Genomic DNA, 12832 nt, shown 5'->3' with positions numbered 1-12832 from the left:
CTTAATGAAATGAGTCCGCAGCTCACAAGGAATCTCGTTTAATCCGACTGGCCCGCGAACGCACAGCCCTTGCCTGCCCAGCAAGGAGCGTTTGCTCAAGAAACCCAGCGACTAAAGGCGCTTTTTATCGCGCCGTAGGGAAGGTAAGCAACATGGTACAGGTGAGAGCGCACCAGCCGATCAACACCGATGGCAGTATCAATCTTGATGCATGGCTAGATCATATAGTCAGTGTCGACCTTGTGTTGGACCGACAGGCCTTGAAAGAGGCTTGTGAGTTTGCCCGCCATGCCGAGCAACAGGACAACGCTTCAAAGAATCTATGGGCAGAAGGTACCTCCAGTTTTCAGGCCGGCCTGGAAATCGCAGAGATCCTCGCTGACCTCAAGCTCGATCAGGACTCACTGGTTGCGGCTGTTATCTACCGTGGCGTGCGCGAGGGCAAGATCCCGCTGCCGGATGTCAGTCAGCGTTTCGGCCTGACGGTGGCCAAATTGATCGATGGCGTGCTGCGCATGGCAGCGATCAGTGCCAGTCTGAGCCCGCGCCAGTCGCTGGTGATGGGGTCTCAGGCCCAGGTGGAAAACCTGCGCAAGATGCTGGTGGCGATGGTCGACGACGTGCGCGTCCCGCTGATCAAGCTGGCCGAACGTACTTGTGCGATTCGGGCAGTCAAGAACGCCGACGAAGAAAAACGCAATCGCGTGGCCAGGGAAGTGTTTGATATCTATGCGCCACTGGCGCACAGGTTGGGTATCGGGCATATCAAATGGGAGCTGGAGGATTTGTCCTTCCGCTACTTAGAGCCCGATCAATACAAACAGATCGCTAAATTACTGCATGAACGCCGCCTCGATCGCGAGCGCTTTATCAGCGATGTCATGGGCCAACTGGAAAACGAGCTGCTAAGCACCGGTGTGAAAGCCGACATCAGTGGCCGGGCCAAACACATCTATTCAATCTGGCGCAAAATGCAGCGCAAAGGTCTGGAATTCAGCCAGATCTACGACGTACGTGCGGTGCGCGTGTTGGTGCCGGAAGTCCGCGACTGCTATACCGCGCTGGGTATTGTCCACACGCTTTGGCGGCACATTCCCAAGGAGTTCGACGACTACATCGCCAACCCCAAGGAAAACGGCTACCGCTCGCTGCACACCGCCGTGATCGGGCCGGAAGGCAAGGTGCTGGAGGTGCAGATTCGCACCCACGCCATGCACGAAGAGGCGGAGCTGGGGGTCTGCGCGCACTGGCGCTACAAGGGCACCGACGTCAAATCAGGCTCTAATCAGTACGAAGAGAAAATTTCCTGGCTGCGCCAAGTGCTCGAGTGGCATGAAGAACTGGGCGATATAGGCGGGTTGGCGGATCAGTTGCGGGTCGATATCGAGCCCGACCGTGTGTACGTGTTCACCCCGGACGGCCATGCCATCGATTTGCCCAAAGGCTCGACGCCGCTGGACTTCGCTTATCGCGTGCACACCGAAATCGGTCACAACTGCCGTGGCGCGAAGATCAACGGCCGTATCGTGCCGCTCAACTACAGCCTGCAGACTGGTGAGCAGGTCGAGATCATCACCAGTAAACACGGTACGCCTAGCCGCGACTGGCTGAACTCGAACCTTGGCTACATCACCACCTCGCGGGCGCGGGCGAAGATCGTCCACTGGTTCAAATTGCAGGCGCGTGACCAGAACGTTGCGGCCGGTAAAACCCTGCTGGAGCGTGAGCTGGGGCGCTTGGCGTTGCCGCAGGTGGATTTCGACAAGTTGGCGGAAAAAGCCAACCTGAAGACCGCCGAAGACATGTTCGCCGCCCTCGGTGCCGGCGACCTGCGTCTGACGCAGCTCGTCAACGCCGCGCAGCAACTGGTCGAGCCGGAACGCGGCAATGAACAGCTGGAGCTGATCCCACGCAAAGCGACGGGTTACAAGCCAGGCAAGCGTGGCGATATTCAGATTCAGGGCGTCGGCAACCTGATGACGCAGATGGCCGGTTGCTGCCAGCCGCTGCCCGGTGATGCCATTGTGGGCTACATCACTCAGGGCCGTGGCGTGAGTATTCACCGCCAGGACTGCGCTTCAGTGCTGCAACTGGGCAGTCGCGAGGCTGAACGGATTATCCAGGTCAGTTGGGGGCCGGTGCCGGTGCTTACCTATCCGGTGGACATCGTCATCCGTGCCTACGACCGCTCCGGTTTGCTGCGTGACGTTTCCCAGGTCCTGCTCAATGAGCGGATCAACGTGCTGGCGGTCAACACCCGCTCGAACAAGGAAGACAACACGGCATTGATGTCGCTGACCATCGAGATTCCGGGGCTGGATGCGCTAGGACGACTGCTGGGACGGATCTCCCAGTTGCCGAACATCATCGAGACGCGGCGTAACCGCATACCCTAAGTACCTGCGACCCTTGTAGGAGCTGCCGAAGGCTGCGATTGACCGCGAAGCGGTCACAAAATGAAGGCCCGGTGGGCCTTATCGCAGCCTGCGGCAGCTCCTACAGGGGGGATTGCGCTGGCTTTGGTTTGAATGAGAACAATCGATGTACAACCTCGAAGACTTGCTACACCTCATGGCCCGTCTGCGTGATCCGCAGTTTGGCTGTCCGTGGGATATCAAACAAACCTACGCCAGTATCGTGCCCCACACCCTTGAAGAAGCCTACGAAGTCGCCGATGCCATTGAGCGCGGCGATTTCGATCACTTACAGGGCGAGTTGGGCGATCTGCTGTTTCAGGTGGTGTATTACAGCCAGTTGGCACGTGAAGAAGGGCGCTTCGAATTCGAGGGCGTGGTCGACAGCATCACCCGCAAGCTGATTCGTCGTCACCCGCATGTGTTTCCTACTGGCGATCTGTATGCGCCGCTGGAAACGCCGCATCTGGACGAGGCCCAGGTCAAGCAGCGTTGGGAAGAAATCAAAGCCGAAGAGCGCGCGGCCAAGTCCGATGTGCCTGAGCAATTATCCTTGCTCGATGATGTGCCAGGCGCGCTACCGGCCTTGTCCCGTGCGGCGAAGTTGCAAAAGCGCACGGCGCAGGTCGGCTTCGATTGGCCAGACGCCTTGCCGGTCGTCGACAAGGTGCGTGAAGAGCTTGATGAAGTGCTTGAAGCCATGGCTGATAACGACGCTCCGGCCATCGCGGACGAGGTCGGTGATCTGCTGTTTGCGGTGGTGAATCTGGCCCGACACCTTAAGGTCGATCCTGAAAGCGCCTTGCGTGCGGCGAACACTAAATTCGAAAGACGCTTCCGATTTATCGAACAGGCATTGCGCCAGACCCATCGCCCCATTGAAAATTGCACACTCGAAGAACTGGACGCTCTCTGGGGCGAAGCCAAACGTCAGGAAAAGAACGCATCATGAGCATTTCCCTTCGCGACCAGTTGCTCAAAGCAGGTCTGGTCAATCAAAAGCAGGCCAAGCAGGTCAGCAAAGACAAGCAAAAAGAACAACGTCTGGTGCACAAGGGCCAGATCGAAGCCGATGACTCGCAAAAGCGCGCCGCGCAGGATGCCATGGCCGAAAAGGCCAAGCGTGATCAGGAGCTCAATCGTCAACAGCAGGAAAAGGTCGAGCTCAAAGCCCGCACCGCTCAGGTCAAGCAGTTGATCGAAGTGTCGCGGCTGCCCAAGCTGACCACCGAGGACTACTACAACTTCGTTGACGACAAGAAGGTCAAGCGCATCTCAGTCAATGCATTGATGCGTAACAAGCTGAGTAGCGGCTCACTGGCCATCGTTCATCATAGCGGCGCTTACGAGATCATCCCGCGTGAAGCGGCGCTGAAGATCCAGGAGCGCGACCCACGTCGAGTCGTGCTGCTCAACACGCCGACCGAAGCACCGGATGCTGATGATCCCTATGCGGCCTATCAGGTGCCTGATGACCTGATGTGGTAAACCCAGGCCCCAGACAAACAAAACCCGCTTCTGCGGGTTTTGTTTTTACAACGATTCCGAAATAACGTCTTACGTGGTGCGCTGGCTTTCCAGTGTTTCCAGTTCTGCTTTGTATTGATGAGCGTCCGTCTCGTTATGGAACATCCCAACCAGCAAGTCCTGCTGATGCACATCCCAGATCTGCTGGCCAGCGGCCACGCTTTCGTGGGAGAGGTGGGAAGCGTCGCGTTCGGTAACTTTTACGGTCATCTTTGTAAGCTCCTGACTCTTGGTAACTGCGGCAAGACGTCGCAGGCCTCTGTTATATAGTTAGCTAGCTATCGAGGTAAATAGCTGGGATCTGTAATACACCTTTGCGGGAAATGGAAGAATAGCTCCAGGGCTCAGGCTGTATGGGTTCCAGGGAAGTTGCCTATTCGAAATGCCGGCGTTTCAGACAGGTTACGTTCAGTTTCACCTGGGTCCCACCATTGGATTGGGTCTTCAGCGCCTGTCGGGCAGGCTCAAATCCACGCAATAAAAAGCCCCCGCTGAAAAGCGGAGGCTTGGGCAGTGCTGGCGAGCTCAGGTCAATCAGCTGCCTTTGACTGTTTTGCCGTTGACGGTGCCGTCCTGCAGCATGATGTTGTATTCCTTACCGTCGGTTTCGACCTGTTGCAGGCGAACCAGCAGGTAATTCCAATCCTTTGCGAACCACATGACGGTGATGCGTTTATTTTGCGCTGGGTCGCGTATGCGCTCGACCTTGATCGCATCGACCTTGCCGGCCTTGGTGTCGACCTTCTCCGAACCGAGTACCCGGAAGTCGTAGGTGTCTACTGAGTCACCGTCGACGACTTGGTAGCTCATGCTCTTCTTGCCGGCAGCGACGTCCTTTTGCAGGGCCAACTGATACGTCGACTTGTCGAGGATGCCGGGGTTGATCGGCAGGTTGACCACGTCGCCGCTATACGAGCCAGTCACTGTCTTGGTTGTCCAGTCGAAGGCCATGTTGACCTTCTTGGACTTGCCAAGACCGCCACGTTCGAAGTTATAGGTTTGTGGCAGCAGCGTGTCCTTGTCGACCTTGAGCGTGCTGACCTCGCTGAGGCTGGCGATCATCATGGAAGCCTTGAAACTCAGGGTCCAGGTGTCGTTGTCGTTTTTCGTGAGGCTGCGCTCGGCAGTGCCGCTCATGGGCAGTTGTTTCCAGTCAGCGGTGTAACTGGCGGAATACGGCTGAAGGTCTGCGGCCTGAACAGCAGGCAGTGCGAGCAGGGCGAAAGCGAAGAGCAAGGCGCGACGCATAATATCTCCTAGATTCGAATCAAGTGGCCACTGGCCGCGAGTAGCTGGCCATCCAATAATGCACCCTGTTCACCGAGGCTCAGTCTTCCTTCGGCGAACCAGCGTATTGCCAGCGGATAAATCTGGTGTTCCTGAGCATGAACCCGCTGCGCCAGGCTGGCTGGCGAGTCGTTCAACTCTACCGGGATTACTGCCTGTACGACCAGTGGACCACCATCGAGTTCCTCTGTGACGAAATGCACACTGCAGCCGTGTTCGCGGTCTCCGGCGTCCAGCGCGCGCTGGTGGGTGTGCAAGCCCTTGTAAAGCGGCAGCAGAGACGGATGGATATTAAGCAGGCGGCCTTGGTAGTGGCGAACAAATGCCGCGCTCAATATACGCATGAAACCAGCGAGTACCACCAGCTTGGGTTTAAAGGTGTCAATCAGCTCGATCAGCGCGGTATCGAAGGCCTCTCGACCTTCGAACGCCTTGTGATCGAGGACGCGGGCTTCGATGCCTGCGTCCCTGGCGCGCTGCAGACCGAACGCATCGGCGCGGTTGGAAATCACCGCGCTGATCCGGACAGGGTCGTCAACGCCCTTGAAGCTGTCGATCATGGCTTGCAGATTGCTGCCGCTACCGGACAGCAGTACGACCACATCACACATTGCAGGCATCTGCTCTGACATCAATGTGCCTTGAGGTTTTTCAGCTCGACCTGCGCAGCGCCTTCAGCGGCAGTGGCGATCTGACCGATGACCCACGGTTGCTCGCCGGCTTCGCGCAGGACGTTCAACGCCGTTTCGACGTGTTCCTGGGCGACACAGATGACCATGCCCACGCCGCAGTTCAGGACGCGGTGCATTTCTGTTTCAGCGACGTTGCCTTGTTGTTGCAACCAGTCAAACACGGCAGGACGCTGCCAGCTGGCGATATCGACCACCGCTTGAGCGCCGGCGGGCAGTACGCGCGGGATGTTATCCAGCAGGCCGCCGCCGGTAATGTGGGCCATGGCCTTGACTGCGCCAGTGTCCTTGATCAGCTTGAGCAACGGCTTGACGTAAATACGAGTCGGTGCCATCAGCAGTTCGGTCAGCGGTTTGCCATCGAGCTGGATGTTTTCGATGTTGGCACCCGCCACTTCGATGATCTTGCGGATCAACGAGTAACCGTTGGAGTGCGGGCCGGAAGACGGCAGGGCGAGCAGAGCATCCCCGGCTGCGACTTTCGAGCCGTCGATAATGTCGGCTTTTTCCACGACGCCGACGCAGAAACCGGCCAGGTCATAGTCTTCGCCTTCATACATGCCAGGCATTTCTGCGGTTTCGCCGCCTACCAGCGAGCAGCCGGCCAGTTCACAGCCGGCACCGATGCCGGTCACGACCTGAGCAGCCGTCTCGACGTTGAGCTTGCCGGTGGCATAGTAGTCGAGGAAGAACAGGGGCTCGGCACCACAGACCACCAGGTCGTTGACGCACATGGCGACCAGGTCGATGCCGATGGTGTCGTGTTTGTTCAGGTTCAGCGCCAGGCGCAGCTTGGTGCCCACGCCGTCGGTGCCGGAGACCAATACAGGCTGCTTGTAGCCAGCAGGGATTTCGCAAAGGGCGCCGAAGCCACCCAGGCCGCCCATGACTTCCGGACGCTTGGTGCGCTTGGCGACGCTCTTGATGCGTTCGACCAATGCTTCACCGGCGTCGATGTCTACACCGGCGTCTTTGTAGCTCAGGGAGGGTTGCTTGCTCATAATCCAGGCCTTTAAGGGGGTTCGGGAAATCGACCGAAGTCGGCAGGGCCTCTCGAAAAACGCTGCATAAAAGGAACGCTGCGTTTTCAGGGCCACCGCCATCGTCAGTCTGCGAAGGCGCGCGATTTTATCAGGCTTACAGGGCAGCGGCCATCCTTAGGCCGACGGGCAGGCTTCTTCAGTCCAAAATAATCGATGCATGCGCTCATGCTGGCTCGTTTGTCGGCGGCTGTATAAGGTGTAGCAATGATTTTGTGTGAATGATTCAGCTCAATGTGTGGTCTCAACCATGTCTGTCGTTTTTACGCGGCTTTTTTCATGCCGCTTTTGCCCGTCGGGAACCTTCCATGCATCTTTCTAAATGTTTATTTGTGGGCTGCCTATCATTGATCAGCCTGCCCAGCCTCGCTGAAACCGTGAGTAATTTGTATCAGGTGCGTGAGACGGTCAGTGGGCAAACCCCTGATGAGCGTACCCAAGCCACGCAGCGTGCGCTAGAAACCATGGTCCTGCGGCTGACGGGTGATCCCAAAGCGCTGCAAAACCCTGGCTTGGCCGGGGTGCGCAAGGACCCGCAACAGATCATCACTCAGTACGGCTACGAAGCGGGTCCGCCAGAAAGCTTACTGGTGGATTTCGATCCGGTCAGCACTGAGCGCACGCTGCATCAAGCCGGGCTGTCGGTGTGGGGCACCAATCGCCCAACGCTCCTCGGTTGGTGGTTGAGCGACGCCACTGATGGCTCCAACCTGATTGGCGACGGTCAGGGCGCTGCCGAACCCTTGCGTCGTGCGGCGCAGCACCGGGGTTTGCCGCTGCGCCTGCCTTTGGCGGATTTGAGCGAGCAGATTGTAGGAACGGCCAAGAATATCGAAGGCACCGACCCCGCACCGCTAAAGGGCGCTTCCGAGCGGTATGGCGCGGATGGTTTGCTGGCGGTGCATGCCCGTGAAGAGAATGGCCAATGGCAGGGTAAATGGCGCTTGTGGCTAGGTCAGCAGAGTGAGCAGGGCATAGCCACTGGTGCGGACATCGGAGCCTTGGCCGACGCCGTACTGCTGGCGGTCAGCGAACGTCTGGCACCGCGTTATGTGGTCAAGCCGGGGGCGTCGACCGGACTGGTGCTGGAAGTGCAAGGTATGAACCTTGAGCGTTACGCTCAGCTGAGTCGCTTGCTCGATCCATTCGGTGCGAAGCTGAAGTCGGTGAATGGTGATCGCATTACCTATGAGGTCAGCGGCAGTGCCGATCAGCTTCGTTCGCAGTTGTCGCTGGCCAAATTGCAGGAAGTCCCTGCGGGCGAGGTCAGTGCCGCTGTCCCGGCGCAACAGCCTCCGGTCGATGGCGCTGTCCCTGTGACTCAGCCGTCCTCCCTGCCGCAGTTGCACTTTCGTTGGTAACGGGGGGGGAAGCGTGCCTTGTTCGGTTTTATTCTTGGGTTTGAGGGGCGGTAATGGCTGACTCACGTCGTTGGTTCTGGATTGGCGGGATTGTCCTGCTGTGTGTGTTTGTTTTTTTACTGCATCCGATCCTGACCCCCTTTTTGATCGCGCTGCTATTGGCCTATATGGCTGACCCTCTGGTGGACCGGCTGGAAGCTGCCGGGTTGTCGCGGACGTTGGGTGTGGTCGTGGTTTTCGGCTTGTTCACGATGGTTTTCATGGCCTTGCTCTTGGTCCTGGTGCCGATGCTGGCCAAGCAGTTGTTCCGCCTGTATGAGCTGGCGCCACAGATGCTCGATTGGTTGCAGCACACGGCATTGCCATGGACTCAGGCCAAATTGGGCCTGGCTGATGGTTTCTGGAAGTTCGACAAGGTCAAGGCCGCCATTTCCGAGCACATGGGGCAGACCGGCGATATCGTCAGCATGGTGCTGGCTCAGGCGACCGCATCCAGCCTGGCGCTGATGGGCTGGTTGACCAATCTGGTGCTGATCCCAGTGGTGTGGTTCTACCTGTTGCGCGACTGGGACGTGATGATGGGCAGGGTTCGCAACCTGTTGCCGCGCCATCGTGAAGGGCAGATCGTCAAACTGGCAGGCGAGTGTCATGAGGTCCTCGGTGCTTTTATTCGTGGTCAGTTGTTGGTAATGGTCGCCCTGGGCTTTATCTATGCCGCTGGCTTGATGCTGGTGGGGCTGGAGTTGGGCCTGTTGATCGGTGTGATTGCAGGGCTTGCGGCGATTGTGCCGTACATGGGCTTTGTGATCGGCATTGGTGCCGCCGTCATCGCCGGGCTGTTCCAGTTTGGCGGCGACCTGTACCCGATGATGGGAATCGTCGCGGTGTTCATGGTCGGTCAGGCCTTGGAGGGGATGGTCCTTACCCCGTTGCTGGTGGGGGACCGAATTGGTCTGCACCCCGTGGCGGTCATCTTCGCGATCCTGGCGGGCGGTGAGCTGTTCGGTTTCACGGGTGTGCTTCTGGCGCTGCCGGTGGCCGCCGTCATCATGGTCCTGGTGCGCCATGTACATGACCTCTATAAAGAGTCGGATATTTACGGCGGCATGGGAGATCCTGAGCTGTAGGTGATCTGTCTGATACGGCGCATGACGCGAGGCAAACGCAAACCATTGATTTTGCTTGTGGTCTGCCGCATTGTGCGCAAAGCGACACCGGTATAAACTTTGCTCACTTTACACAGAGGCCCCTAGCGGCTCGCTTGAGCCGTTCAGCCAGCATGAAACCGATTCAGCTGCCCTTGGGTGTTCGTCTGCGTGATGACGCCACCTTCATCAATTATTATCCCGGCGCCAATGCCGCAGCACTCGGCTATGTCGAGCGACTGTGCGAAGCCGATGCTGGCTGGACCGAAAGCCTTATTTATCTCTGGGGCAAGGACGGCGTGGGGCGAACGCACTTGTTGCAGGCTGCCTGCCTGCGCTTCGAGCAACTGGGCGAGCTGGCGGTCTATCTACCTTTGGCTGACGTGATCGATCAAGGTGTCGAGCTGCTCGATAACCTTGAACAGTACGAGCTGGTTTGCCTGGATGACCTGCAAGTGGTGGTTGGCAAGCCTGAGTGGGAAGAGGCGCTGTTCCACCTGTTCAATCGGCTGCGCGACAGCGGCCGTCGCCTGTTGATTGCAGCGTCCCAGTCTCCTCGGGAATTGCCGGTCAAACTTCTCGATCTCAAATCGCGGCTGACCATGGCTCTGGTGTTCCAGATGCGGGGTCTGTCCGACGAAGACAAGCTGCGCGCCTTGCAGTTGCGCGCCTCGCGCCGTGGCCTGCACCTGACCGATGAAGTCGGTCATTTCATCCTCACCCGAGGCACCCGCAGCATGAGCGCGCTCTTCGAGTTGCTCGAACGTCTCGACCAGGCTTCTCTGCAAGCGCAACGGAAGCTGACCATTCCTTTCCTGAAAGAAACGCTGGGTTGGTAACGCGGCCGTGGTAGATCGCGAGCTGTTGCTGCAAACAGCGGCGGCGCTACGTCATGCTCAGCGCATCCTGATTATTACCGGCGCGGGCTTGTCGGCCGATTCTGGTCTGCCGACCTACCGCGGTGTGGGTGGGTTGTACAACGCAAAAACAGCGGATGGTCTGCCCATCGAAATGGCGTTATCCGGTCCGATGCTGCGTCGCGACCCTGCGCTGTGCTGGAAATATATCGCCGAGCTGAGCAAAGCCTGTCTCGGCGCGCAACCCAATGCCGCGCATTACGCCATCGCGCAATTGCAACGGATCAAGCCTGAGTGCTGGGTGCTGACGCAGAACGTCGATGGCTACCATCGTGCTGCTGGCAGCCCGCCTGAGCGCTTGATCGAGATCCATGGGCAACTGGCACCGTTGTTTTGCCAATCCTGTGGCGCTGTCGACCCGGAACTGAGCGAGCACCTGCAACGGCCATTGCCACCGCTGTGCAAGCAGTGCCATGGGGTATTGCGCCCGCCAGTGGTGTTGTTCGAAGAAATGTTGCCCGAGCGGGCGCTGGAGATTTTGTACGAAGAAATGGCCAAGGGGTTCGACGCTGTGTTGAGCATCGGCACCACCGCGAGTTTCCCGTATATTTACGAGCCGGTGCTGCGTACACGGGTGTCCGGAGGCTTTACCGCCGAGATAAATCCGACGCCGACCGACCGCAGTGCGGCCATGGATGTTTTCCTGGGCTGTAGAGCCTTAGAGGTTATGGAAGCGCTGGTAAGTCACATTTAGCTCGATTGAATTTGCAAATGAGGATGATAGAAGGCATAGTCTCGGCTTCTTTACATATCAGCCACGGTCGTGCCCATGCTAGCTCGCTTTGCACCCCTCGTGCCCCTCGCACTGGTTTCACTCCTTTTTGGTTGTGCGGCTAACATGCCTGCCTCGAACCAGCAGCAGGTCCAGAATCAGGCTCATACCTCGATTACTGCACAGTCTGCACGCTCCTCCCAGATGGCCGACGGATCTGATTCCGTGCTGTCGGAAGAGTTGATCACCGAAAAAGAACTGGCTGAGTTTGCTGACAGCAAGCCATACCGTATGCCGGTTCTTGCCGACAGCATCCTTGAACGCGGCATGTCCCTGATCGGTACCCGTTACCGCGTCGGTGGTACGTCCGAAGCCGGTTTCGATTGCAGCGGATTCATCAACTACCTCTTTCGTGAAGAGGCGGGCATGACCCTGCCACGCTCCACTCGCGACATGATTAACCTGAATGCTCCGCTGATTGCTCGCAATAACCTGAAGCCGGGTGATCTGCTGTTCTTCAGCACCAAAGGTCGCGGTCGTGTCAGCCACGCCGGTATCTACCTGGGCGATGATCAATTCATCCATTCCAGCAGCAAACGCAGCGGAGGTGTTCGGGTCGATAGCCTGGACGACACTTACTGGAAGAAGACCTTCATCGAAGCCAAGCGAGCATTAGCCATGGCTCCGACTACAATCCAGACCCAGCACCAGTAATTACCGGGGCGTGTAAGCAGCCACCGGCTTATTACACGCAGTTCCGCCTCTCGGCAGAGTAAGCCGCATCCAGATCAGGTTGTTGTGTTTATGTCGATTACGGTACGCCTAGGGTTGATTACATTGGCCATTGCGCTGCTCAGCGCGTGTGCCGGGCACGCTCCGCCACCTTCAAAGCCATGGGTTATGCGACCTGCGGCGCCTGTCGTTTCCGACTATTCCTCGCCCGCTGCAGAAGAAGTGTTGTTGCGTGCCTTGGGTTTGGTCGGCACGCCTTACCGCTGGGGCGGCAACACACCTGATTCGGGTTTCGATTGCAGTGGCTTGATAGGCTATGTCTACCGCGACGCGGCGGGCATTGCGCTCCCACGCTCGACCCATGAGTTGATCGTGATGCGGGCGGCGGATGTGAGTCGCGATGCGTTGCAGTCAGGGGATCTGGTGTTCTTCGCTACCGGAGGCGGCTCACAGGTCAGCCACGCTGGTATTTACGTCGGGGAAGGGCGTTTCGTGCATGCGCCGGCGACGGGCGGCACAGTGCGTCTGGACAGTCTGGCCAACGTTTATTGGCAGAAAGTCTACCTCAACGCCAAACGCGTCATCGAGCCAGAGCATTTGGCGCGTAATAACCCCTGATCCGAAGCGATCTCCTCTTGTCAGACTGCTTTTTTAATCTTTTAAAAACAATGTGTTGGCGCTGTTTTTTATGTGTATATCCGGTATTTGGATGTGCTGGAATTACGGTTTCGCTCTTACAGCGAGGAACCTTTTTCAAGCGTCGGAACGCCGAACCGCAAAAAGGTCCCGCCAAAAGGCTTGCCCCTCCATACGGATCCTCGCTTAGGCTCGGATTTCCCTCGCTCCGGCGTTGCTCCGGGGGTCGCCGCAAGGGGCCGTCCCTGGCCCCGTGCGGCTTACTCGGCATCCTTGCCTCGTTACCCCCTGAGCAACGCCTGCGCTCGGCCTCCTGGAAAAGGGGTCTTGCCGTAATTCGATACTCAATTCACACAAAATCCCAAAGGCAGA

General features: G+C 58.0%; 13 protein-coding genes. 9 read left to right on the top strand and 4 right to left on the bottom strand.

Features of this window, described 5'->3' with window-relative positions:
* Nucleotides 1-152 precede the first annotated feature (152 nt).
* The 3 genes from relA to AC1ME2_RS07385 all read left to right on the top strand — a co-directional run bounded on the left by relA (nt 153) and on the right by AC1ME2_RS07385 (nt 3902).
* Nucleotides 153-2396 (top strand): GTP diphosphokinase, encoded by a 2244-nt coding sequence (gene relA, locus AC1ME2_RS07395; RefSeq protein ID WP_480440116.1) that lies wholly within the window; start codon nt 153-155, stop codon nt 2394-2396.
* Nucleotides 2397-2541: 145 nt separating this feature from the next.
* Nucleotides 2542-3366, top strand: coding sequence for a nucleoside triphosphate pyrophosphohydrolase (gene mazG, locus AC1ME2_RS07390; RefSeq protein WP_480440115.1), 825 nt, complete (start codon nt 2542-2544; stop codon nt 3364-3366).
* Nucleotides 3363-3902 (top strand): DUF2058 domain-containing protein, encoded by a 540-nt coding sequence (locus AC1ME2_RS07385; RefSeq protein ID WP_480440114.1) that lies wholly within the window; start codon nt 3363-3365, stop codon nt 3900-3902. Before mazG ends, AC1ME2_RS07385 begins: the two co-directional genes overlap by 4 nt.
* Nucleotides 3903-3971: 69 nt before the next feature.
* Here the strand turns inward: AC1ME2_RS07385 and AC1ME2_RS07380 are convergent, their stop codons facing one another.
* From AC1ME2_RS07380 to purM, 4 genes are all read right to left on the bottom strand, one after another.
* A complete protein-coding gene (locus AC1ME2_RS07380; protein WP_480440113.1) occupies nt 3972-4151 on the bottom strand; it encodes a hypothetical protein in 180 nt (59 codons plus the stop codon).
* 324 nt (nt 4152-4475) lie between these two features.
* Nucleotides 4476-5189, bottom strand: a complete 714-nt coding sequence (locus AC1ME2_RS07375; protein ID WP_480440112.1) for a DUF3108 domain-containing protein — start codon at nt 5187-5189, stop codon at nt 4476-4478.
* Between the two features lie 8 nt (nt 5190-5197).
* Nucleotides 5198-5848: a phosphoribosylglycinamide formyltransferase gene (purN, locus tag AC1ME2_RS07370; protein WP_480442048.1), complete on the bottom strand. Its 651-nt coding sequence runs from the start codon at nt 5846-5848 to the stop codon at nt 5198-5200.
* A gap of 11 nt (nt 5849-5859) precedes the next feature.
* Nucleotides 5860-6918 (bottom strand): phosphoribosylformylglycinamidine cyclo-ligase, encoded by a 1059-nt coding sequence (purM, locus tag AC1ME2_RS07365; RefSeq protein ID WP_480440111.1) that lies wholly within the window; start codon nt 6916-6918, stop codon nt 5860-5862.
* 347 nt (nt 6919-7265) lie between these two features.
* On the opposite strand from purM, the gene AC1ME2_RS07360 reads away from it, so the two are divergent.
* The 6 genes from AC1ME2_RS07360 (at nt 7266) to AC1ME2_RS07335 (ending at nt 12442) form a co-directional block, all read left to right on the top strand.
* Nucleotides 7266-8318, top strand: a complete 1053-nt coding sequence (locus tag AC1ME2_RS07360) for a DUF2066 domain-containing protein (RefSeq protein ID WP_480440110.1) — start codon at nt 7266-7268, stop codon at nt 8316-8318.
* A gap of 53 nt (nt 8319-8371) precedes the next feature.
* On the top strand, nt 8372-9445 hold the full coding sequence (locus AC1ME2_RS07355; RefSeq protein WP_480440109.1) for an AI-2E family transporter: 1074 nt from the start codon (nt 8372-8374) through the stop codon (nt 9443-9445).
* A 152-nt stretch (nt 9446-9597) separates the two neighbouring features.
* Nucleotides 9598-10302, top strand: coding sequence for a DnaA regulatory inactivator Hda (gene hda, locus AC1ME2_RS07350; protein WP_480442046.1), 705 nt, complete (start codon nt 9598-9600; stop codon nt 10300-10302).
* 7 nt (nt 10303-10309) lie between these two features.
* On the top strand, nt 10310-11074 hold the full coding sequence (locus tag AC1ME2_RS07345) for an NAD-dependent deacylase (protein WP_480440108.1): 765 nt from the start codon (nt 10310-10312) through the stop codon (nt 11072-11074).
* Between the two features lie 75 nt (nt 11075-11149).
* Nucleotides 11150-11806, top strand: a complete 657-nt coding sequence (locus tag AC1ME2_RS07340; RefSeq protein WP_480440107.1) for a C40 family peptidase — start codon at nt 11150-11152, stop codon at nt 11804-11806.
* 90 nt (nt 11807-11896) lie between these two features.
* Nucleotides 11897-12442, top strand: a complete 546-nt coding sequence (locus AC1ME2_RS07335) for a C40 family peptidase (RefSeq protein WP_480440106.1) — start codon at nt 11897-11899, stop codon at nt 12440-12442.
* Nucleotides 12443-12832: the final 390 nt, after the last annotated feature.

This window comes from Pseudomonas sp. ASL9 (assembly GCF_056680335.1).
This window is presented reverse-complemented; position numbering and strand designations above follow the sequence as displayed.